We start from the raw sequence: 22,982 nt of genomic DNA on the forward strand, positions 1-22,982 counted from the left end.
GGTTTTTTGATAAAAATACACAAAAACCCCGAATCATGGGGCTTTTTTTAAGTGTCCATGATTCGGGGTACAGTTCAGTTTCAGCAAAATCACTCGTTTTAAATCAACTACAAGATTGGATTATTGAAGGTGTACTGAAGCCCAATGAAAAAATTAATGATGGGGAACTGGCTGAAGCACTAGGAGTAAGCAGAACACCTGTAAGAGAAGCACTTCAAATATTAGAGCTTTCTGGATTAGTGGAAATGGTACCTGGACAAAAAACAAAAATTGCTCCTATTCAGTTAGACGACATTCCGATCATTTATGAGACGATGGCTGGTCTTCACTCTATTATAGGAAAACAAGCACTTCAAAATATTACAGACGCTGATTTGAAACTACTTTCTGAAATAAATGATGATTTTCAGTGCTCTATAGAGAAACAAAACACAAAACAAGCTTTACAACTAGATATACAATTTCACAATACCATTTCTTCTATTGCTAAAAATCAATATATTGAACCCTTTCTAGAAAATATGCAACTTCACGTCTTACGCCTTGAATATTTGTTTTTCCAAAACTTTGTTCCAGCAAGTCAATCTATTGAAGAACATCACTCTATCATTCAAGCATTACAGAAGCAGGATGAAAAACAAATGGAACAAATGATGACTCAAAACTGGCTCCGTCCAATGAAAGAAATACAAAAAATAATTTCTACGAAATAAAGTGAAACTTTAATCAGTGGGGGTTTTGTTGATCCCTCACCTAACTTCTTTCCTTCCGCTGAATTTTGAGGTGGGGGTCTTACTGCCCGGCAAATAGCGGGATAAAAAGAGAGCTGGCTACACAAAATCGTAACCAGCTCTCTTTTTACTAATATATATAGCTATGCCTGAATATCTGCATAATCTTCCATATCTTCGTACTCTTTTTCCAATTCCTCTAAAGACAGCTCGTATAATTGTCGGTCACGAATTTTAAACACACCTGCTCCAATTAACTCATCAATTAAATGCCTCTTACGATTTTCAACAGCAAAACGGAGTTGACTACTCATCTTTTAAAAAACTCCTTTCTACGATCATTGAAAATGATAATCTTTATCAATTACCACTTTTGATTATAAAAGATGACTCTTTATAAGTAAAGTAATTTCATGAAATATTTACCTTACAAAGTATTTGTGGCCACATTATATATATGTATGCCGCGCGAAAAATGTTATGACACTTTTTCTTATCCTTTTTCTTTCATACTTTGCAAGTTGTCCCACTATGATTAAATTCACCATCTATTTCTACTTGAATGGTGACATGTTCTACATGAAATTTCTCTTTTAATACATCCGTAGCCTCTTTTAATACACTTTGTGTTTCATTTCCTTTAATAATTAAGTGGCAAGTTAATACTTGAAAATCCGATGTGACAGACCATATGTGCAAATCATGAACTTCTTTTACAACCAGAATATTTAATAATGTACTTTTTACCTCTTCCACATTTATGTGCTGTGGTGCACCTTCCATTAATATATGGACCGTATCACGTGTTACACGCCATCCACTAATAATGACTAAAATAGACACAAGAATACTAGCAATCGCATCTGCAGCAGTCCATCCAAAAAACTTAATAAGTAACGCAGCAATTATCGCTCCGACTGACCCTAATAGATCTCCTAATACGTGTAAGAAAGCACTTCTTAAATTTAAATTGCCCTTCACATCTCCGCCTCTCATTAATATCCAAGCTGACAAAATATTAATAAGCAGACCAAGTACAGCAATGATGAGCATCCCATTACTAGCAATCTCAACTGGCTCTTTAAAACGGCGAATTGCTTCAATAAAAATGTATATTGAAATGACAATAAGAACGACACCGTTACATAATGCCGCTAACATTTCGACTCGCTTATATCCATATGTTTTCGCAGTTGTTGCTGTTTTTTCTCCGAGCTTAAACGCAAGTAAACTTAAAGCTAAAGATACCGCATCACTTAGCATATGCCCCGCGTCAGATAGTAGTGCTAAACTATTTGTTACAAATCCCCCAATAACTTCAGCAATCATAAAACTTGTCGTTAATACGAAAGCAATTAGTAGTGCCTTTTTATTGTTAGAATGACCGTGATCATGTGAATGTCCCATACTTATACTCCTTTACGTACAATATCTATATGTTAGTATGAAACAAACTCCCCGTCTTTATCCCGCTTCCTCTGTATACACACTTCGCTACATTTCAAACAAGTCCTTTTTCTCAATAAAAAATAAGACTACTTCTTTTTCAGATTCATATTGTTTACTAATGAAAGAATTTTTAAGGAGGTTACGAAAATGAAACGTTTATTTCTCTGTATGGAACGTGAACTTGTTGTAGTGAAAGAACGATACGGTAACTATGAAGCAGCGTATCACTTACAAAATATGCAACCTACCTGTATCGCTGTTGATCCATTTCAAAAGAATCGTGTATATTGCGGCACTTTTGGACGAGGTCTCTGGTTAAGTGACGATAGCGGAGATTCATGGAGACCAATTGGAGATTCTTATCGTTACTTTGATTTCCCAAAAGAAGATGGTATTTTACATTCTTCGATCACTTCCATTACGATAAGCCCGAATGAACAAGTTAACGGCTATGGCGTCGTTTATGTCGGCACAGAACCGAGCGCTTTATTCCGTTCAGAAAATGGTGGTGAAACATGGACGGAACTGAAAAATATGAAATCATTATTATCTTCTTATACGTGGGCTTTCCCGCCTAGACCTTTTACTCATCACGTACGCTGGATTACAGTTGATCCAAACAATCCAAATACAATCCACGTTTCAATTGAAGCTGGTGCTGTTATTCAAAGTAACGATAAAGGCCATACATGGATTGATAAAAAATTCGGTGCTCCTATCGATGCTCATCAATTACTTATGCACCCTGAAGCCCCAAATCGTCTTTATGCATCATGTGGTGACGGATTTATGGGCGGACCTGATCGTGCATACCTTGAAAGTTATAACAGTGGAATCAGCTGGATTTCATGTAGTGACGGACTTGAGCATCATTACTTATATAGCATGGCTATCGATCCAGCTGATTGTAATACAATTCTCGTTTCTGCCGCACCGAGTGCAGATCTCGCTCATCACCGTATTCCTTATGAATCTTATATTTATCGTAAAACGAAAGACACTCCGTTCCAGCAAGTACAGCAAGGACTACCCTCTGCAATTGGTACAGTCATTTCGATGTTTGCGACAAACGAAGCCGAACCACACACATTTTACACTTTAAATAACAATGGCGTGTTTCAATCCAATGATAGCGGCGAATCGTGGGAACAACTAAATATTCCTTGGAAAGAGGAATATAAAACGCAGCATCCGCATGCACTACTTGTCACTAGTTCTTAACGAAAAAAAGACTGCCTAATAGTTTTAGGCAGTCTCTCTTCTATTTCTTTAAATCAATTACGATATCATCTAGAACAATATCTTTGCTCTTCGCTTCTTTTTTTGGTACTTCAATCTTCTTCTCGATTCCATTCACATACTCTACTCCACCATGATTTTCAGATGTATGCACTCGCAAGTGTACACGAGGTGTAACGATAAGCTTTGTTGCATTTTCGTTTAACTTTTGGAATGTGGAACTCCAATGGATATTGTAAGGATCGTTGCCACTTCCCCCATTTCCTTCACCCGAATAAATATTCCCTAAATCATCCTTAACCGTCAATTCAACATCTACACTATCCCATTCTTTCCTCGCGCCCTTAGAAACCTCTTGATTGTAATAAAGAATAAATGAAACTGGCGATATTGCGACCTTTTCCATATTTGCTTTTATACCTTCTTTTTCCGAACTCCCACCAATTGTTCTCTCTTTACTATCCACTGATTTTACAGTTAACGCGAAATTCCAATTACCTTGTATTGATTTTTTCCTATCTGGCATCTCTATTCCCTCTATATTCCATCTAAAGTTTACTTTGTCCTTTTGATTACTATCATGGTGCGTCGTTGTTACCATACCTACATACTTTTTTTCAGTAACTTTAGTCATTTTTCCACTTCCTGAACTACCATGAGCGTCCATTATATCCAATCCGCCTAATATGATAGGATCATCTCCTAAGTCTTGCTCACTTTCCAGTGAATACGTTATAGATAATGTTCTGCCATCAGAAATTACATCATTAATGGTAACCTTAACCCCATTACTCTCTCGCGTCATATTCAGCTCAGTCGAAAACTCTTTATAATTTTCATATACCCCTGTTCTACCATTATCTAAAAATCGGAATATGTCACCTACTATTGGTAATCCCCCGGCATATGTAGGAAAACCGATACCAAGAGTTGCAACTGATAACCCTACTAAAATTGATGCAGCAGCAACGCCTTTTTTCCAACTTTTCATCTTTTTCTTTGTTCGTATCGATTGTTTTACATTACGCTTCACTTTTTCTTTTTCAATTTCAGAAGCCTCAATTTCCTCAAGTTCTTTTTCATCTATATCAATATCATTTAATAGTTCATAAATGTCTTTCATATTACACTACCTCCAAAACTAATATTCGTAGCATTTTGTTGTAGTTTCTTTTTTCCACGATACACACGATTATCTATCGCTGCCCGAGTTAACCCTAACTTGTCTCCTATTTCTTCTGTCTTCATACCAAGAAGATATTTCATAATGAACACCTTTTGATCTAACGGTTCTAATTGATTAATAAGCTTCAATAACTCTTCCCTATCTTCCATAACGATTAATTCATCTTCTGCTGACTTTTCCGTACTAATATGAAACTCATCCGAAATAATCTCTACTTTTTTAGTTGCCTTCCGGTAATAATCAATCGCCTTAAATTTCGCAATTGCCGCAATCCATTTTTTAAAATCATTTGGTTCTCCATGAAATTTATTTGCGTTATTCCATATGGAAAGAAATATATCGTTTACACATTCCTCTATGAGTCCATCATTTTGAACCGGAAGAAGAACTTTGTGGGTTATTCCTTTTATGAGCGGTAAGTATGTATCGACAACAAATTCTAGCGCATCTTCTTTTTGTCGCTGTAATCTTTTTATATAATTTTTCTCATTTGATTTCATGTAGCGATTCCCCTTATTTTTTTGTAAAAGCTTTTACACCCTATATAACGTCTAAAAAAATATTTTCTCTCATCTTTTTATTATTTTTTATATGTAATGGAATACTTTCCCTTAGCCATTGTCTCACATAACTATGCATCCAAAGAAAATTTTCTCAAGTCTGTAATTTGATTCATGTAGTACACTATTTATATAGTCATTCTTTAACTTAGTGTACATTTTATTTCGTTAACCTACTATTTAAAATTAGGAGATGAGATGTGTATGTGTGGAATTACAGGTTGGGTAAATTGGAAAGAAGACCTTTCAAATCAACATGTTATTTTAAAAAAGATGGCAAATAGTATTCAGCATCGCGGTCCGGATGCTGAAGGGTTTTGGTTTTCACCTCGTGCGGCCTTTGCACACCGTCGGTTAATCGTAATTGATCCAGAAGGCGGAACGCAACCGAAGACATTTCGTACTGGTGATTATACGTATGCTCTTACGTATAATGGAGAAATTTATAATTTCCGTGAGCTGAGAGAACAACTAAGGAAATGTGGTCATACATTTGAAACGCATTCAGATACAGAAGTATTACTACATGCTTATTTAGAATGGAAAGAAGACTGCGTGCAACATTTAAACGGCATTTTCGCTTTCGCCTTATGGGATGATCAGAAGCAACAACTGTTTTTAGCACGTGATCATTTAGGCGTAAAACCGCTCTTTTATACAGAAAGAAATGACAGTATTATTTTTGGATCTGAAATAAAAGCATTATTAGCTCATCCATCTGTTCCTGCTGAAATTGATGCGAATGGCATAAATGAAATATTTGGATTAGGGTTGTTTCGAACTCCAGGATGTGGCGTCTTTAAACATATTCAAGAAGTACGTGCCGGACATTCTATAACATTTACACGTGATAAAAAAGTAGTTACGAAGTATTGGAATTTAGAAAGTAAGGTCCATACAGATTCTATAGAAGATACATCATCACATATTTTATCTATTTTACAAGATACAGTAAAAAGACAATTAATTGCCGATGTTCCTCTCGTTTGCATGTTATCAGGAGGATTAGATTCTAGCGGTATTACTGCACTAGCAGGAAAAGAATTTGCTGCTGAAAATAAAACACTTCATACGTATTCCGTTGACTTTGTAAATAGCGCAAAAGATTTCGAGCTGACATTTGCTCGCACTGGTTTAGACGCTCCTTGGGTAAAACGCGTTTCTGAACATGTAGGGACATCTCATCATGATATTATTGTGAATGCTGAAGAATTAGCTAATCACTTATTCGTTCCCCTCCGTGCAAAAGATTTACCGAGTGCTGGCGAAATGGAAACTTCACTATATTTACTATTTTGCGAAATGAAAAAAGATGCGACCGTAGCTTTATCCGGCGAATCTGCTGATGAAGTATTCGGTGGATACCCTTGGTTTCATCAAGAAGAATTACTATATGTCGATAAGTTTCCTTGGCTAACAAATTGGAAGAATACATCTCCTCTTCTACTACATGAAATAAGTAACCAATGTAATCTAGAAAACTATATTGATACACGATTCCAAGAAGCGATACTTGAAGTACCTACTCTTGAAGGTGAAAGTAAAAAATCCGCGAAACAACGTCAAATGTTTTATTTATTTTTAACGAGATTTCTTCCGTTCTTACTTGACCGTAAAGACCGTATGAGTATGGCTGTAGGATTTGAAGTTCGTGTACCGTTTTGCGATTATAGATTAGTTGAATATTTATGGAACGTTCCTTTCAACATAAAAAGCATTGATAATATTGAAAAAGGCATTTTACGTAGAGCACTGAAACCTGCTTTACCTGACGATGTACGTAATAGAAGAAAAAGTGCTTATCCAACTTCACAAGACCCACATTATTTACAAACAATCCGGAATTTAACACTTGAAATGTGTAGTAATAAAAACAACCCTATTTTCTCACTTATTAATCATTCCACATTACTTGCCATTGCCGATGGAAGTAATAAAGAAATTAACAATTTCGAAGCAAGAAGTGCTATGGAATACATGCTACAAGTTAACGAATGGTTAAAAACGTATCACATCCATATTGCTTAACAAAAAGGAGCTCAAGGATAAAAACCTTGAACTCCTTTTATATTAATTGGCACATCGTTTATTTTCAGTGTCAATGGACCATCCAATAATTGTGGCGCAATCTCTACCTTTCCACTGCAGTACATTTGTTAATACTGGTTCAATCTGTAAGCAACTTCCGTCGTGCAATATTTCTACTAAAGATTGATCATCATCAAACCTTCGTTTATCACACTCTAAAATACCGTCCGTTGCCATTACGATGTGATTCATTCCTTTTTCTAATCCTCTTACACCTGACGTAAAACAAGGTGTATTTGCTGCAAAAATATTTTTCCTACCAATATATTCGTAATTCTTCCGTTTATTTAATCGCCCTTTACCATTTTTCGTTTTCTCAGAATGGAATAAATATGCGAAACAATCACCGACTGATAACCAATATAAAAATTCACCTTTTCGCAAACAAATTAAGCATGCAAGTTCCTCATCATCTTGATCACATTTTTCAATAAACAACTCATCTGTAAATAATGCTAATAAGTACATATGTGTATGATGAAAAGCTAAATGTATCGGGTAGGAAAATAACTCCTTTAGTTTCTCTTTTCTTTCTGAAATGGCTTCTATTATATAATCAATATTTTTTGTTTTGTGGTGTGTATCAAAAATCATAACAAATTCAAATTGTAATTCCGGATCCCACCAAGCAAGCACCGCATCTCCTCGTTCATATGCATCACTCTCTTGATTTCCCCCATATACGCCGACTGAAAGAGGACCACATTTTTCAACATGTATTTCATCTACATACATCTGTTCATGACTCATCCATTTGAATGTATTCACAGCTATCATCCTCTCTCTTGCTAAATGTATACCTTTACACATAGATTACCTTATATTTCAATAAAAATAAACTTTTTCAACATTTTTTATCCAAATAAAAGGATTTTATTTCTACACTAACGAATATATCTTAATATACGATATAAAAACAGGAGGATTTATTATTATGAAAGACATCAATCAGCATTGGGAGAACATTTATTATCACTTACGATATGAATATGAAGACAATCTTTCTCACCAAGCTATTCGTATTTTACAAATCGTTTCTCGTGAGAAAGAAATAACAATTGGAAAAGTCGCTACTGAGCTTACTCTCTCTCATAACACAGCATCTGAACACGTAAAGCGCCTTATTCAAAAAGGATTTATCATGAAAGAAAGAAACAAACAAGATGAAAGAGTTGTGAACCTTACTTTAACGAAAGAAGGCATTGAAGTATTAGAAAAGCATACTTTACTAGATAAAGAAAAGATAAAAATATTAGAATCACAGTTATCAAAAGAAGAACAACAATTAATTGAAAAAGCTTTTTCATTATTAGCGAAGGAGGCAAAGTATGCATTTCCTCGTTAAAGTAATCGTTTCTGCACTTATTATCGGCGTTATTACCGAAGTCGCTAAACATTACAGTACAATTGGCGGCTTTATTGCTGCCCTTCCTCTCGTAAGTTTACTGAGCCTATTTTGGATTTCTTTCGAAGGCGGGAATAAACAAGAATTAAGTCAATTTGCTTTAGGTGTATTATATGGATTTCCTGCATCCGCACTACTATTATTTATCGTTTATATCGGTTTAAAAAACTCATTTGCACTTAGTACATCTGTCCTATTCGGTATAGGTGTCTGGTGTATTGTTTTCGCTTGTCAAAAATTACTTCAATCTTAGTTAGGAGGGTTTACTATTTATAAATTTGTAGAGGTATTGGGGCAAACTATAGAAGTATATATGAAAGGAAGTAGTAAACAAACTGTAGTCATTCAAACCGGAATGACTTGCTCATTTTATGATTGGCTTCCTATTATAGAAAAGCTTTCACAGCACTTTACAGTCGTTTCCTACCATCGCCCAGGTTACGGAAAAAGTGAACTAAGGAATCATTCACGTACTACATTACAAACAACAAAAGAACTTCATATGTTACTACAAAAACTAGATATTCACGAACCAATCATTCTAATCGGTCATTCCTATGGAGGTTTATGTGCACAACATTTTGCGATGTTATATGAAAATAAGCTACAATCACTTATTTTAGTTGATTCTACTTCTATGAACTTACACAGATTAGATGAACTTCATTTACCAATTTCTGATCAGACTGATTCGGATGATATGTGGCTTCAAAAATATAATACCTACTCCAAAATGGATGTAGACATGCTTTCTAATGAACTAAAGACTATGCTAGCCGATCAATCAAGACAGCAAATTGAATTTTCTACCTCTCCTACATTATATAAAGCGACAGCTTCTGAACTATCGGAGTGGAAAAATTGTGCTCGCTCAATAAAAGAACTCTATAAAACATTAGAAGTACCTTTAATCGTTATCGGTAGACACCCTCAATATTCTATTACTCAGTTGACTGAGGGCGGCATGCAAAAAGAGGAAGCGACACAACTTGAAGCAATGTGGCAAGAACTGATTCATGAACAATTACAACTCTCAATAAACAGCCAATATATACTTGCTGAACATGCTGGTCACGGAATAGAAAATGACCGACCAGATATTATCATTGAAGCTGTTCACTCCCTAAAAATAAAAAAAGGAAGCAACTAAAGCTGCTTCCTTACTTATCTATTCGTAATCTTCTTCATCATCGATTTCTTCGTAATACGAATTCCCATTACTTACATATATAGGACCATTCGCAACGTCAATACGTAATACCCATGCCCATGGCACAGCTAAACGCTTATGTATTGCTCGCCAAAAGCTCATTGATTTTCTTTCGTACTCCTGGAACTCCTGAAGTAACTCTTTGTAGGAGGAACCGTCTAACTGAATATTTGTTTCTAACAAACGAGAATGGGCATAGTACTGCAGCTCTAGCTCAGCAGCAATTTCCATTTCTTCTTCCGTTGCCATACCTATAATTGTTCCATCTGCTGGTGCAATTTCATATACGTTGTGAACTTCAATAAGCCCTTCTTTCTCTTTCTCAAACATGTAAACAGCCTCCTTTAACATATATTTTTTATGTTACAAAGTCATACTTCTACAATAACATCTCTCTTTCCTCTTTTTTTGATAAACTTTTACAAATTATTTATCTGATGACCCGTATTCTCTATCCTTTCGGAAGAAACTAAATCTTCATTATGAAAATTCAACTTAAATATATCAGGCATACGAATTGTTTTCCAAAATCGAAAATCATATTTTGAATCAAAATAATTCATGAGTAATACCATAATATTCCCATGAGTTCCTATTACAATATTCTTATCTTTATATTTTTTTAATATATTTTGCATACATATTACAGCACGCCTTTGCGCTACATCATTCGATTCTCCGCCTTCGTGTGCAAAATCCCAATCTTCCCACACCTTTTGGACTGCATCATTAAAATCTGTTACTGACTCTGAACTTAATAACCTTTCTCGTAAATCTTCTTCTATTTGTATCGATACATCATATGTATTCGCAATTCCTTGTACAGTTTGAATTGCTCTTTTGTACGGGCTAGAAATCACTACATCAATATGTCTATCTTTTAATAAGTGTGTTACATTCTCTGCATCCAATTGTCCTTTTTCAGATAAAGGTCGCTCCCGTTCTTCTTTTGTATAGGTAGAATGGGCATGGCGAACGAAATATATTGTTGTCATTTATTCATCTCCTTTTTCCGTTTCTACCCAAATTCAATACATTATTATCAAATCCCTTTACCTTTATAATAAGTGCTGTCAATTTTAAATGTTGATTTTCATATTAATAAAAGGGAAACACCCCATATGGTGTTTCCCTCATTTAAAATAGACTACATTCAATTAAATACTTTATCGATTTTATTTCGATCGTAATCTAATATCCAATCATTATATGTATGATACATATCCCTAATTGTATTAGGAGAGGTAGCTAATACATCACAACCTCTATCATCATAAATGTGAAATATAGTATTCTTGTTAACATTTATGAAATACACCATATGAAAAATACGCGGTTTGATTCCCATATCTTGATTACAAATTGCTTTTAGCATAGGAATGTATTTCAAGTCTGAAACTTTACATTTCAAAGTAAATCTATGTGTTTTATACAATCCATCTTCATCATCTTCTGGAAAAACATAAGGGATTGTATTTTTCTGTAACTTAAACAAATCAGACTTCTCTTTTACATACTTAGAAAAGATATTCAATTTGTGTTTGAAAGTTTCACCGTCTGCAAAATCATTTACATCCACTACAATATAAATATCGTCTGTTTTGGAATGTAAAGACTGAAATAAAGTAATGGCTCTATTATAAACGCCTTCTAAATATGGACAGTTTTCATAAATATTAGTGCAATCATAGTTCACACCTAATTTAAAGCGAATACCAATATCCCCATTATAAAATAGAGGTGGTCTAAGTTCTAAATTTGGAAACGTTTCAAGCATATACTCCCTCAACCTCATCTCAACACCTACCTTTAATAGCATCTTGTTTACATAATAAAATTATTCTATTATAATTTTTTTCTAAATTTCTCACTTGTTATAATGTCTCGAATAAAATAATCTATATTATTTCGCAGCTTTTGATATGCAACTTGATCTTCTATATCGTTAAACATAATGACAACTTCTACTTTATTCCCTTTCTTATCTGTAGTATACAAGCTTTTTGTCAATACGAATGCGGTAGAACCACCTTTTTGACCAGCATATTCGAACTTACTATTTTTAACTGTTCCTTGGAAAATGTTCTCGATTTCTTCTTGCATTGATTTTGGAAAATACTTTCTACTATTTATCTTTTCCATTATACTCATATAATCTTTAGCGTTTGCACCCACTAATCGATCTGACCAAATACGTTGGAATTCCATATCTACTTTTAATGGAATATCCCGTTTTTTCCATTCTTCTTCATCTTTCATCCATTCCTGTATTTGTAACACATGTTTATTATATTCATCTTTTGACATGTTACGTAACGTTTTTAATGACTGATTTTCTGGCACATGAAGTTCTTTTTCTACGTATCCTCTCATATATAGTGCAGCCGTATAAGAAGTAAACTTATCATGACTAGTAAGCTCTAACTCTTTTATGCTTTCATTTACACTTTCTATTCCAAGCTTTTCTAACAAATATGTCGTATTTGCATTAGAACTATAATGAATCATACCTTTAGCGACTTCTTCTAAAGCGATTTGTCCATTTTTCACTAACTTTCTAGCTTCAGCGTCTTCTAACCAGTCAGGATGCGCTCCACCATCAGTGTTTTTAACGTAATATTTTTCTAGCTCCTGTAATGAAATTTGTTCATCTCGGCTTATCTTTCCTTCTGACACTTGCTTAGCAAATTCAACTGCTATTACGATTTTTGCCATACTCGCTAATGGTAATTTTACATTTTCATTTATAGATGTTACTACTTCTCCATTTCTTTTAATAAATAATGAACATGTTTCATCTTCTTTATGTTCTTTTATGTACTGTAATACATAATCAGGATCTTCTTTTGACAAATAGTAATTCATAATAACAAAGAAAGCTATAACAGCTACTATAATGACTCCTGCAACAATTCCTATAATTTTTAATATGTTCACAATATACCCCCTCTCATATATTCCCTTCTATATTATAATTATAACGAATCTAATTACAAAATTATACAAAATAGAATAACTCTTCCTAAAAAGAAAGAGTTATTCTATTTCACATGAAGTTATTTGCCCATTTAACGTAACGACTATATTTGAGTCGCCACTTTCTTTAACACCTTTTATTCGATTTAAGTTAGGGGGACCAATTACAACTGACTCCTTAATTGGCGAAAGGTCTTTCCCTATTTTTCCGCACTTACACCGTATGCAGCTTGAAATGCTTCTGGCGGTGTTAATCTAAGTATGTCTGATCCTTCTGCTGTTTCAAACTGATCATTATTGAAGAACAAATGTAATTGTACTTCTTCTGTTACCGCTGTGATCCAATGCCACCATCCCATTGGAATAAAGACAGTTTGCCCCGCTTTCATATGATAATTTTGCAATTGATTCGTTTCCGGATTTAAAATGGATGTAACTGCTTCTCCTGATACTACAACATCTAACTCCCACGCATTCGGATGCCAATGTGGTTCCCGCATATGCCCTTTCGTCATAAATAAATCAACAAACGCTCCTCCTATCATGGCTGGTAACTGCGTTGACGTAACTTCATATGCAACGTTTTTCTCATCCCTTTTAAAAAAGATATTTTTTCTCGAATCAAAGAAAAGGTTTGGAGTTCCTGAGCTCTTCTTTAAATTTTTATTATCTGGAACATAACCTGAACTACTCATTTTATCCCTCTTTTCCACTCCGAACATTTCCATCTTCACACTGTATCGTATGGAAAAAATGTATGAATGTGCCTAATCATTCACATAACAAAAAAACATGCCTTCATAAGGAGAGCATGCTTTGTGATATTTTTCACATTATTTAGCTAAAAATAAACTTTTTACTTACCATGATGTAACATTAAATCACTAAGTTCTTCTTCAATGTGATTTAATTTCGCAACGCCTTCTTTCCATTTGTGAATGTAACGTGAAACCCCAACGAAAAATAAAACGATAATTGTGGAAAGAATAATACCATACACGATTGTTACAGTACTCATAGTTACACTTCCTTATAATTAGTAATGTGGTTATTAGTTATATTTTTATTATAAACCTTTTTCTTTTAAAATACTTCAATTTCAACTTTTTGTAACAAAATTGATTTTTCTAATAATAATATTACATAACATGATAATGCTAGAAGAAATCTCTTTCAGATTTCTTCTAGCGTTATAATTCAAAGAACTAAAACTCTCATTCATAATCCTTTTACTTTACACCGACTGAAACCGTTTCTGGCAATGTACTACCACCATCAATGACAATGTGTGTACCTGTTATGTAGCTTGATTCATCGGATGCTAAAAAACCTGCTAACTGACCTACTTCTTCAATTTTCCCTAAACGTCCTAAAGGAACACCTGAAGCAATTCCATCGATTACATTACTCGGCTCATTTGGATCAGATTCATTTGCTATTTGCTCTGCCATTGGTGTCATAATGTAACCTGGACAAATTGCATTTACGGTAATATGATGTTTTGCAACTTCTCGTGCTAACGCTTTTGTAAATCCCCAAATTGCTGCTTTCGTCGTTGCATATGCAGTTTCACCTTCATCAGCAACCAATGTTCCTGTTACAGAAGACATATTCACAATCTTTCCGTAATTTTTCTCAACCATATATGGCAATACCGCTTTAGAAAAATTCCATACCCCATTAATATTTACTTGAAATTGAAAATCACGCATTTCATCTGACATATCTAAAAAATTTGCAAGTCGAATAACACCGGCGTTATTTACTAACACATCAATCTTTCCGTACTTCTCATATGCATCTTTTGCTACTTCTTTAACAGCATCCATATCAGCTACATCGACTACATAACTTGCAGCATCTAACCCTTTACTTACAATATTTTTGGCTGTCTCATGAACTGTCTCTGAAATATCAACAAGTAATACTTTCGCCCCTAGCTCTGCAAATACATGAGCAATTCCAGCTCCGTTCCCCATCGCAGCTCCTGTAACAAAAGCAACCTTACCATCTAATTTCCCCATTTCATAACCCCCTTATAATATATAGAAAGCTTCTACACTTTTTATCATACCAAATATTCCCTCTCATTCTTTACAAAGCTCCATTTGTTAAAAAACGTTCAAAAACAGGAAAATTTTTCACAAATTATACAAAAGTTCACCATATGTACTATTACCATATGAGTTATATTATTTAATAGGAAAAAGGGGATGATATACTATGACGACTTGGTTTATTGTTATGTTAGTTGTATTTGGGGCATTTAAAATTATCGTTTCGAGCCTTCCTAACACTGTTATTGAATCCATTATTAGCAAGTACGAAACACATCCGCAACTGGAAGAAGAGAATGCGACTGTTACAATCAATGGAAATAACTTAGAAGGCGAACAAAAATCCAAAATTATTCATGATTTTAACGAAGGTTTATTTTTAGATCGCTATTATGCACCGCCACATAATGAGGGTACGCCTTTAATTATTCATGCAAAGCGCGGCAAAAAAGATTTTACATTTTATATTTATAGTCATGAAGAGCATGTTGATGTTGTCAAGCAACATAAAAAGAAAGTAGTTGCTTATAGTTTACGCTCTAAAAATCTTCAAAATAATGATATGTTCGTGTCAGCTGATTTAGCTTAATACTCATATAAAAAAATGAATCCATGGCATATGGATTCATTTTTACTATTTACTGAAAAATAAGCTCTGTCTTCAAACTATCTTTCGGTAACAACCAGCCTTTTTTCTCTAAATTCGCCATTAATAATTCCCTTTGCTTTGTCGCAATACTTTCTTCATTTGTTTTAAATGACATTTCTATTACGAAGTCATCTTCTAATTTTCCGGTATTACTTAATGGCCAAATTTCAATATTTGCTTTTATGTTTTCAAACTCTCCTGTATATCGTTTTATTAATACAGGACCGTAAATACGGGAATTCTTTAACATCTCTTCTCCCCAATTTGTATACAACCATTTGTTCATTTTCCCTGGTAATTTTTCTATTAACATGTTTTGAGCAGCTCGTTCGTTTGGTAAATCAAGTATTCCATATCCTTTAGCACTGTAACTTTTCTTATTTGAAATGCTTAATGTTTTCTTCTCAAATCCCCAATCTATTTCCGCCTCATAACTATCCGTATTACTATCGAATCCTTCTTTTTTAGCTACTTCTAATGCATCTTGAATTACACCATTTGGAATAGGATATCTTTTTTTATATGTTAGTTCAAAATTTTTACTAAATTCTTTCTTTCGAATTCTCGCAAACCAACCTTCACTACTTAAATTTTTATTCGCTGTATCTAAAAATTGCACTTGTATTCTTTCATAATTTGTACCAGCCTGGAAATATTCTAGTACCTCTTCGTTCATCTCTTTGCTATAACCTAATACTTGTTCTGGCTTTAATAATAATTTCACTTCAAAACTAGGTTTCATCGGACTGGCGGCAAAGCCTTCCTTAACGTTATAAAGGAAACAACAACAGAAAATACTTGCGAATACAAATACCTTTTTCATATACCAATCCCCTTTACATTTTAAATAACTTCTATACATTCCATTGCAAGTGAATACACATTTTCATACCCTGCCGTGCTAAGCTTTTCCTGCAATCGATCCGTATCCTCTTTCAAAGCGTGTACTAACACCGTATGTTCTGGTAATAATGTATTTAACATCTCTTTCACATCTCTTATACTTTGGTGAACTTTATATGGAACTCGCTTCACCCTACATTCTTTACCTACACGTTCCTTCAAAACTTTTTCTGCAAAACTCCCTTTCGCAATATGTCCAGTAAAGATAATAGAATTTCGTTCGTCATGCCGAAGTTGTTCATAATATAACTGCGCTCGCTTCGTTTGCATATTCGCATCACTCATTACAACTATTCCATAACTATGTTGCGTACCGCTATCATCATCCATAACTATTATGTTTCTTTTTAAACTCTCCATTAGCTCTTCAAGTTCTTCATTATTTTTGATCCAATCTTTATATGCGAACATCTGTTGAAATCCATCCAAAATTTCTTGATCTACTATAATAGGGAGTTCTTTATATTTTTTATATAAATACAATACGATATCTTGTGCCCTACCAAGGGGTGGCAATGGTAGTAATGTTATCCCTTTATTCCCGGCGGCGCGTTCAATTTCTGTACATAGTTCGTTTATTCGTTCATGTTGCGAAACATCATCAGTATGATAAGCGGCATCTACGATTGCGACTTTTATATCGCCGTGCAACTTCTCAGGTAAATTAGCTCGTAGTATGTTAGACTCTGCTGAGTAATCGCCAGAATAGAATACATATGTATGACTCATATCCAATAAAAACCAAACAGCTCCTAATACATGCCCACTATACCCCCATTGAAAACGCAATGTAGGGGTAATCTGTACCCATTCATTCGGATTGCTAATCTCATCAATATATACATAATTTAAATCTTTCACATGTTGATCGGTATAAGGTACATGCCATCCTTGCGCCAAATTGTAGTTTCTCCATTTTTCATAGTAAGCTGGGAGTTGCTCCTTCGTATAACGAGTTGTCCATATTTTTTTCTTATATCCATACTTCGCTAATAAAGGTAAGCCCATCGTATGATCTTCATGAATATGTGACAAAAATACTGCATCTAAAAACGGTACAACTTCCCGTTCTATTTTTGGATAACTGTCCTCATATGATCGATTAATACCACAATCAAATAATATTTTCGTCTCTTTATTTTTTACAAAGTAGCAGGAGCGACCGTATTCTCCCGCTCCTCCCCATACTTCTATCCTCATCATACTACCCCTTTTCGTTTTTGCTCCATATGTTGCAGAAGTAATAAACATAGTGTTGTAAGTCCAACTGAAACGACAGCCATCGCCATTCCAATAGATACTTCTCCTTGTTCAAATTGAGCAAAAATAAATGTTGCTGACGTTTCTACCGATGGGGGTAGTACGAGAAGCGATGCTACTAGCTCCCTTATTGAGATTGTAAATGTCATCGCCCATCCAGCAAGAATGCCCGGGATAATAAGAGGTAATATTATTTTTCTGAAAATATACATATAATTCCCAGAAAAAATACTTCCTGCCTCCACAAGAGAATCATCAATTTGCCCGAGCGATGCTTTTACATACTGCACGGTATAAGGTAAAAAAAGAACGACGTACGTTACGATTACCATGACTGGTGTATTGTAAATGGACAGAGGCATATAGGGTGAATTCCAAAATAAAATAAGCCCTACAACCATCACGATTCCTGGTACCATATTCGGTAACATACCGCACATATCCAGCCATTTTTCAGAGGGCTTTTTCCCCTTTCGAATCATAAGTGCTAAAAAAACGCCAATCATAACAGTAATAATCGCTGTTATAAGTGAAAAAAGAAAACTGTTCCATAAGGCCTCTAATCCCGGAGAGCCGATTGTAAATAATGCTTCATAATGGCTTGTTGTAAAGTTATTTATATGTAGGCCACCACCTCTTAGTTTTGATAATGAAGCAATCAGTATAGAAAAATACGGGATTCCAATTGACACGATTAATAAACCAATTACATAGAACCATGCTATAACGCGCACAAATATAGACAAAGTGTACCTTTTAGATTTCACACCTTTTCCACTAACCATTGCATATGAATACTTTCGATTTAATACGTTTTGCATATACCAAATGAGCATACATGCACTAAGTAATAAAGAAGATAATGCTGTTGCACTACTAAAATCAATTGGCCAACTCGAAATGAATTTATGAATCTCTGATGTTAACACATGAAATCCGATTCTTCGTCCAAATGTAGCCGGTGTTCCAAATTCAGCAATCGTCTTTACGAAAATGAGTAAAGCACCCATTACATAACTTGATACTAATAACGGTAATATTATTTTTCTTAAACGATAGAAAAAGCTTCCACCATGAACTGCTGCCGCTTCTTCTTTACTACTCCCAATTTGAAGTAATGTATTCTTCAACATGAAGTAAAGAAATGGGAATAAATGCAGACTCATAATTAAAACCATACCTCCTAAGCTAAAGAACGAAGATGAAACCGTCTTTAGCATCGGAAAAAACTGTTCAAAATAGCCGTTCGGTTGCATGAACAAAATCCAGCCCATCGATCCAATATACGGCGGTGTCATAAATGGAATCATAAAAACAATATCTAATTTGCTATGCTTTCCAACATCTGTTTTGCTCATAATGAAAGCCAATGGAAATGCAAAGATGGTTGCCCCTATTACTACGAGTACACCTAGAAGCATCGAATTTAGAAAAATTCCAGCTAATCCACCACTCTGCATCACTTCAAACGGCTTTAAAAAATTCCAACTACTATTTTCATATACACTAGAAAGTAAAATGAGAAAAAGCGGGATGACGATTAACATCGCCACAAGTAACAACGCTACCGTCATCCCAACTTGCCTTACTGATCCAAATCGATTTACCATGTAATCACCATCTTATTGAAATACTTTCTTAAATTGTTTTCCTATTTCATCTTGTTCTTTCTCAACTGTTTTCCAATCAATATTTAATACTGGAATCTCTTCCACATTTGGTCTATTTTCAGCTTTTATATCTGTTCTACCAGGTAATAAATATGCTTTAGAAATTTGTTTTTGTACATCATCTGATAATAAATAATCAATAAACTCTTTTGCACCTTCTACATTTTTACTATCCTTCATAATACCTGCTGCACGTGGGCTAATAACTGTTCCGCTTTTTGGATAAACAATATCAACTGGTTCACCCTTTGCTTTTGCACTGTACGTCATATAATCAACACCCGCAATGACCATATCTTTTGCTCCTGTTACAACTGGATCTAACGCTTCTTGATTTGCCCCTGCTACTGTAACTTCATTTTTCTTAAGCTGTTCAAATAAATTCCATCCATCTTTTCCATTCTTTTTCACATATCCTGTTACAAAGTCTAAAGCTGAACCTGAAAGTGCTGGATCTGGAAGATTCACTTTCCCTTTCCATTCTCCTTTTGTTATATCGTTCCAATCTTCAGGCGCTGTCTTCACATTTTTTGTGTTATACACAATTCCTAACGCTGAAGCACTATATCCAAAATAATGTCCTTTATCATCCGACCATTCAGAACGAAGCTTATCAGCTTGTTTCGCTTCTTTATAAGCTAACGTTTGTCCATCCTTTTTTAATCCTTCCATCGCTGGTAAAGATGCAAGTACGACTACGTCAACGACTGGATTTTTCTTTTCGGCTTCCATTCGCGCTAAAATCTTACCTGTTGTTCCTTGAAACATTTCCACTTTTATACCCGTTTTCTTTTCAAAGTCCTTTTGAATTTTTTCTGCTAATCCTTTTGGTCCTGCACTATATACAACAATCTTCTTTTCATTCGTAGTTTTACTTTTTGCATCTGCATTACCTGTCTTTGAACTACACCCTGTTACTACGGCAGAAAATAATAAAGTACATACAAATAACGACTTAAGCGAACTGAATTTCTTCATACGATTCTCCCCCTATATGATGAATACATTTTTTCGGTACATATAACGATACTGGCTTTCCGATGCTTAACTTATTATTGTGATAAGCTGTCCATATTCCGATTGCCCCCATATTTACTTTCACTTCATAGCGTTCTCCTACATATGTAACGTGCTGAACTTCACCTGTATACATTTCGCACACTTCATTTTTTGTCCAACTTATATGCTCTGGGCGAACCATTTTCTCCCCCTCTACAAGCCAATTTGCCTTACCAACAAATTTTGCAACAAATTCATGAGATGGCTTCACATAAATGTCTTCTGGTGTTCCTTTTTGTAATACTTCTCCTTGTTTCATGACAATAATTTGGTCTGACATTGACATCGCTTCTGTTTGATCGTGAGTAACATACAATGCAGTTAAACCAATAGAATGAACGATATCCATAAGCTCTAATCTCATTTCTTCTCGCAAAATTGCATCGAGTGCACTGAGCGGTTCATCAAACAAAATGAAATGTGGTTTCGTTACAATTGCTCTCGCAAATGCGACACGTTGCTGCTGTCCGCCAGAGAGTTCATGCGGATATCTTTTCTCCATTCCTTGCAAGCGAACTCGCTTTATTGCCTCTTCTACTTTTTCCCGTAATTGATTCGTTTGCTTTGTAGCTCTTAAACCAAATGCAACATTTTCAAATACAGTCATGTGTGGCCATAAAGCAAAATCTTGAAATACCATACCGATATTACGTTCATGAGGAGCTGTTTTTATTTTTTTAGAAGAAGAATACATGCACGTATCTCCAAAATATATTTCACCTTTATCTGGCTCTTCCAGTCCTGCAATCATTCTGAGTAATGTCGTTTTCCCGCATCCCGAAGGTCCTAAAAGTGTGGTGAATTCACCTTGTTTCATCACAATTTGTAACGGCTTTAACGCTTGTACTTTTCCAAATGATTTTTCTAATCCACTAATTTTAATATCCATCGTTTCACCTCTCTCCCCTCACTCTTAACCTGCTTTCATTCTATATGGAAGATTTATACTGAATGTTAATGTACTGTAAAGATTAAATTAAAAAACTTCTAATAAACTATTTATTTCTATAGATTTTTTCTATAGTTAGAAGAAAAAGGGGCAACTTGCCATGAATCTCTTAAAATTAGAAATTGTAGTGCTTATTAAGAAATACAAAAAGCTCACGATTGTTGCAGAACAGCTTGGTGTTAAACAACCTACTATTACATTCCATATAAAAAGCTTAGAAGAGGAACTCGGTGTACCTTTATTTGAATTACGTTCTGGAAGATATTTCTTAACAGAGGCTGGCGAGGCATTGCATCATTATGCTTGTAAAATAGATGCGCTTATGAAAGAAGCTAGGCGAGTCACGCAAGAGTTTAAAGATTTTCATAAAGGAGCTATAACAATTGGCGCTAGTTATGTACCAGCGACATATCTTTTACCAGAAATTGTTCATCAATTTCAATGTGAATTTCCAAATATAAAAATAACACTCATGGTAAAAACAGCTCCTGAAATTCGAACGATGCTACAAAATCATGAAATTGATCTCGGTGTAATTTCAGCAGCACCGTTTGATGAATCATCTTTAAAACAGACGAATGTAATGCCTGATACACTTGTTCTTGCTTTCTCCAAAGAACATCATTTTTCAAAAAAAGAAAATGTATCACTACAAGATATTGAAAAAGAACGTATAATATTGCATCGTAATCCATCTACAACGAGAGATTTACTTACAAAATGGATGTTAGCTCATAACATTACATTCCAATCCGAAATTGAATTAGATTCATTAGAAACGATGAAACAAATTTTAAAATACGGTAATGGGGTTGCCTTTATTTCTAAACTTGCTATTGAACAAGAAGTACAACGAAATGAACTATGCTATATACCCATCCCTGAATTTGAATTTCAACGTAATATTTATACGATTCATCATGAGGACAGATGGAATTCTAAAATTATTTCTTTTTTACTACATAACATCACTTCTTATGCAACAAAAAATTAAAAGACTGTCGTTTTACACGACAGCCTTTTAAGCTATAACTCTATTTATTTTTCTTCGCTTCAATTTTTGCTTGCGCCTCTTCAGCCTTATCTAATGCTTCTGAAACTTTTTTCTCTTTTTCTTTCACATCATCTATACTATCTACAGCTTTAATGAGTTTATCAATTCCTTCTTCTTCTACTTTTCTCCGTTTTGCTACTCTTTCATTTACTTTCTTTTCTACATCTTTTGCTTTTTGAAGCATATTCTCCGCATTTGATGTTACAGCTGTTTCAAGTGCATCGTCTTTTTTCATTTGTAACACTTCATTTGCAATGTCTTTCGCTTCTAAATACTTACCGTCTTTTAATGCTGTCGCTCCGTGATCCATTTTCTCGGCCATTTCTTTATATGATTTCGCTTCATTTCCCGATTTCTCTTTTTCTGCTTTTTCAAACCACATTGTTGCATCACTATATTTTTCATCTTTCAATGATTGCATACCTGTTTCAATATATGTGTCATAATTACTACATCCAGCCATTACGACTAACAGAAAAAGCATAACAAAACTTAATTTTTTCATGCTGTTGTCTCCTTTTCTTTGCCTGCTCACTT

The 22,982-nt window shown here is 34.6% G+C and carries 25 protein-coding genes and 1 pseudogene; 8 read left to right on the plus strand and 18 right to left on the minus strand.

The window, feature by feature from the left end; translation table 11 throughout:
* Window positions 1-35: 35 nt before the first annotated feature.
* Window positions 36-713 carry a GntR family transcriptional regulator gene (locus PDK19_RS09840; RefSeq protein ID WP_270707107.1) on the plus strand — a complete coding sequence of 226 codons (678 nt, stop codon included), beginning with the start codon at window positions 36-38 and terminating at the stop codon, window positions 711-713.
* Window positions 714-874: 161 nt separating this feature from the next.
* Here the strand turns inward: PDK19_RS09840 and fbpA are convergent, their stop codons facing one another.
* On the minus strand, window positions 875-1,045 hold the full coding sequence (gene fbpA, locus PDK19_RS09845) for a Fur-regulated basic protein FbpA (protein WP_000098301.1): 171 nt from the start codon (window positions 1,043-1,045) through the stop codon (window positions 875-877).
* Between the two features lie 193 nt (window positions 1,046-1,238).
* Window positions 1,239-2,138, minus strand: coding sequence for a cation diffusion facilitator family transporter (locus PDK19_RS09850; protein ID WP_270707037.1), 900 nt, complete (start codon window positions 2,136-2,138; stop codon window positions 1,239-1,241).
* A gap of 189 nt (window positions 2,139-2,327) precedes the next feature.
* On the opposite strand from PDK19_RS09850, the gene PDK19_RS09855 reads away from it, so the two are divergent.
* Window positions 2,328-3,401, plus strand: a complete 1,074-nt coding sequence (locus PDK19_RS09855; protein ID WP_074568174.1) for a WD40/YVTN/BNR-like repeat-containing protein — start codon at window positions 2,328-2,330, stop codon at window positions 3,399-3,401.
* A gap of 40 nt (window positions 3,402-3,441) precedes the next feature.
* On the opposite strand, the gene PDK19_RS09860 is transcribed toward PDK19_RS09855, so the two are convergent.
* Window positions 3,442-4,542 carry a DUF4179 domain-containing protein gene (locus PDK19_RS09860; protein WP_049113222.1) on the minus strand — a complete coding sequence of 367 codons (1,101 nt, stop codon included), beginning with the start codon at window positions 4,540-4,542 and terminating at the stop codon, window positions 3,442-3,444.
* Window positions 4,539-5,105: a sigma-70 family RNA polymerase sigma factor gene (locus PDK19_RS09865; protein WP_000840043.1), complete on the minus strand. Its 567-nt coding sequence runs from the start codon at window positions 5,103-5,105 to the stop codon at window positions 4,539-4,541. Before PDK19_RS09865 ends, PDK19_RS09860 begins: the two co-directional genes overlap by 4 nt.
* A gap of 264 nt (window positions 5,106-5,369) precedes the next feature.
* Between PDK19_RS09865 and asnB the strand changes: the two genes are divergently transcribed.
* The gene (gene asnB, locus PDK19_RS09870) at window positions 5,370-7,193 is read left to right on the plus strand and encodes an asparagine synthase (glutamine-hydrolyzing) (protein WP_000334015.1); all 1,824 of its coding nucleotides are present in this window, start codon (window positions 5,370-5,372) and stop codon (window positions 7,191-7,193) included.
* 42 nt (window positions 7,194-7,235) lie between these two features.
* Here the strand turns inward: asnB and PDK19_RS09875 are convergent, their stop codons facing one another.
* Complete coding sequence (locus PDK19_RS09875; protein ID WP_166702381.1) at window positions 7,236-8,063, minus strand: protein phosphatase 2C domain-containing protein; 828 nt, start codon at window positions 8,061-8,063, stop codon at window positions 7,236-7,238.
* 124 nt (window positions 8,064-8,187) lie between these two features.
* On the opposite strand from PDK19_RS09875, the gene PDK19_RS09880 reads away from it, so the two are divergent.
* Genes PDK19_RS09880 through PDK19_RS09890 form a run of 3 tightly spaced genes read left to right on the plus strand, consistent with a single transcriptional unit; the run spans window position 8,188 to window position 9,808 of the window.
* Window positions 8,188-8,598: a MarR family winged helix-turn-helix transcriptional regulator gene (locus PDK19_RS09880; protein ID WP_000651918.1), complete on the plus strand. Its 411-nt coding sequence runs from the start codon at window positions 8,188-8,190 to the stop codon at window positions 8,596-8,598.
* Window positions 8,582-8,911, plus strand: a complete 330-nt coding sequence (locus PDK19_RS09885) for a DUF3147 family protein (RefSeq protein WP_000545637.1) — start codon at window positions 8,582-8,584, stop codon at window positions 8,909-8,911. The genes PDK19_RS09880 and PDK19_RS09885 overlap by 17 nt, the downstream gene beginning before the upstream one ends.
* Window positions 8,912-8,971: 60 nt before the next feature.
* Window positions 8,972-9,808, plus strand: a complete 837-nt coding sequence (locus tag PDK19_RS09890) for an alpha/beta hydrolase (protein WP_370530086.1) — start codon at window positions 8,972-8,974, stop codon at window positions 9,806-9,808.
* A gap of 18 nt (window positions 9,809-9,826) precedes the next feature.
* On the opposite strand, the gene PDK19_RS09895 is transcribed toward PDK19_RS09890, so the two are convergent.
* From PDK19_RS09895 to ucpA, 7 genes and pseudogenes are all read right to left on the minus strand, one after another.
* The gene (locus tag PDK19_RS09895) at window positions 9,827-10,198 is read right to left on the minus strand and encodes a hypothetical protein (RefSeq protein WP_000461771.1); all 372 of its coding nucleotides are present in this window, start codon (window positions 10,196-10,198) and stop codon (window positions 9,827-9,829) included.
* Between the two features lie 89 nt (window positions 10,199-10,287).
* Complete coding sequence (locus PDK19_RS09900; protein ID WP_000208296.1) at window positions 10,288-10,863, minus strand: histidine phosphatase family protein; 576 nt, start codon at window positions 10,861-10,863, stop codon at window positions 10,288-10,290.
* 158 nt (window positions 10,864-11,021) lie between these two features.
* A complete protein-coding gene (locus tag PDK19_RS09905) occupies window positions 11,022-11,663 on the minus strand; it encodes a DUF3885 domain-containing protein (RefSeq protein WP_001239358.1) in 642 nt (213 codons plus the stop codon).
* A 50-nt stretch (window positions 11,664-11,713) separates the two neighbouring features.
* On the minus strand, window positions 11,714-12,805 hold the full coding sequence (locus PDK19_RS09910) for a serine hydrolase (protein ID WP_270707041.1): 1,092 nt from the start codon (window positions 12,803-12,805) through the stop codon (window positions 11,714-11,716).
* A 99-nt stretch (window positions 12,806-12,904) separates the two neighbouring features.
* Window positions 12,905-13,539, minus strand: a pseudogene (locus tag PDK19_RS09915) (cupin domain-containing protein).
* Window positions 13,540-13,700: 161 nt separating this feature from the next.
* On the minus strand, window positions 13,701-13,862 hold the full coding sequence (locus tag PDK19_RS09920) for a hypothetical protein (protein WP_000109006.1): 162 nt from the start codon (window positions 13,860-13,862) through the stop codon (window positions 13,701-13,703).
* 211 nt (window positions 13,863-14,073) lie between these two features.
* Window positions 14,074-14,868 (minus strand): SDR family oxidoreductase UcpA, encoded by a 795-nt coding sequence (gene ucpA / locus PDK19_RS09925; RefSeq protein WP_000517016.1) that lies wholly within the window; start codon window positions 14,866-14,868, stop codon window positions 14,074-14,076.
* A gap of 199 nt (window positions 14,869-15,067) precedes the next feature.
* Here ucpA and PDK19_RS09930 point away from each other — a divergent pair, with 199 nt between their 5' ends.
* Window positions 15,068-15,490: a YfmQ family protein gene (locus PDK19_RS09930; RefSeq protein ID WP_000214594.1), complete on the plus strand. Its 423-nt coding sequence runs from the start codon at window positions 15,068-15,070 to the stop codon at window positions 15,488-15,490.
* 49 nt (window positions 15,491-15,539) lie between these two features.
* Here PDK19_RS09930 and PDK19_RS09935 read toward each other — a convergent pair whose 3' ends face one another.
* From PDK19_RS09935 to PDK19_RS09955, 5 genes are read right to left on the minus strand one after another with little or no spacing between them, the layout of a single operon-like run.
* Window positions 15,540-16,373 (minus strand): hypothetical protein, encoded by an 834-nt coding sequence (locus PDK19_RS09935; RefSeq protein WP_270707042.1) that lies wholly within the window; start codon window positions 16,371-16,373, stop codon window positions 15,540-15,542.
* A 20-nt stretch (window positions 16,374-16,393) separates the two neighbouring features.
* Window positions 16,394-17,656 (minus strand): MBL fold metallo-hydrolase, encoded by a 1,263-nt coding sequence (locus PDK19_RS09940; protein ID WP_270707043.1) that lies wholly within the window; start codon window positions 17,654-17,656, stop codon window positions 16,394-16,396.
* On the minus strand, window positions 17,653-19,323 hold the full coding sequence (locus PDK19_RS09945; RefSeq protein WP_049111755.1) for an ABC transporter permease: 1,671 nt from the start codon (window positions 19,321-19,323) through the stop codon (window positions 17,653-17,655). Before PDK19_RS09945 ends, PDK19_RS09940 begins: the two co-directional genes overlap by 4 nt.
* Window positions 19,324-19,335: 12 nt before the next feature.
* Entirely contained in the window at window positions 19,336-20,361 is a 1,026-nt protein-coding gene (locus PDK19_RS09950; RefSeq protein ID WP_016717092.1) for an ABC transporter substrate-binding protein, read from the minus strand.
* Window positions 20,339-21,331 (minus strand): ABC transporter ATP-binding protein, encoded by a 993-nt coding sequence (locus PDK19_RS09955; protein WP_000351826.1) that lies wholly within the window; start codon window positions 21,329-21,331, stop codon window positions 20,339-20,341. Before PDK19_RS09955 ends, PDK19_RS09950 begins: the two co-directional genes overlap by 23 nt.
* Before the next feature lie 160 nt (window positions 21,332-21,491).
* Here PDK19_RS09955 and PDK19_RS09960 point away from each other — a divergent pair, with 160 nt between their 5' ends.
* A complete protein-coding gene (locus tag PDK19_RS09960; protein WP_001050630.1) occupies window positions 21,492-22,385 on the plus strand; it encodes a LysR family transcriptional regulator in 894 nt (297 codons plus the stop codon).
* 40 nt (window positions 22,386-22,425) lie between these two features.
* On the opposite strand, the gene PDK19_RS09965 is transcribed toward PDK19_RS09960, so the two are convergent.
* A complete protein-coding gene (locus PDK19_RS09965) occupies window positions 22,426-22,950 on the minus strand; it encodes a DUF4398 domain-containing protein (RefSeq protein ID WP_000736432.1) in 525 nt (174 codons plus the stop codon).
* Between the last annotated feature and the right edge of the window lie 32 nt (window positions 22,951-22,982).

The sequence above is a fragment of the Bacillus cereus group sp. BcHK124 genome (genome assembly GCF_027712065.1).
In the GTDB taxonomy this organism is placed as follows: Bacteria; Bacillota; Bacilli; order Bacillales; family Bacillaceae_G; genus Bacillus_A; species Bacillus_A pacificus.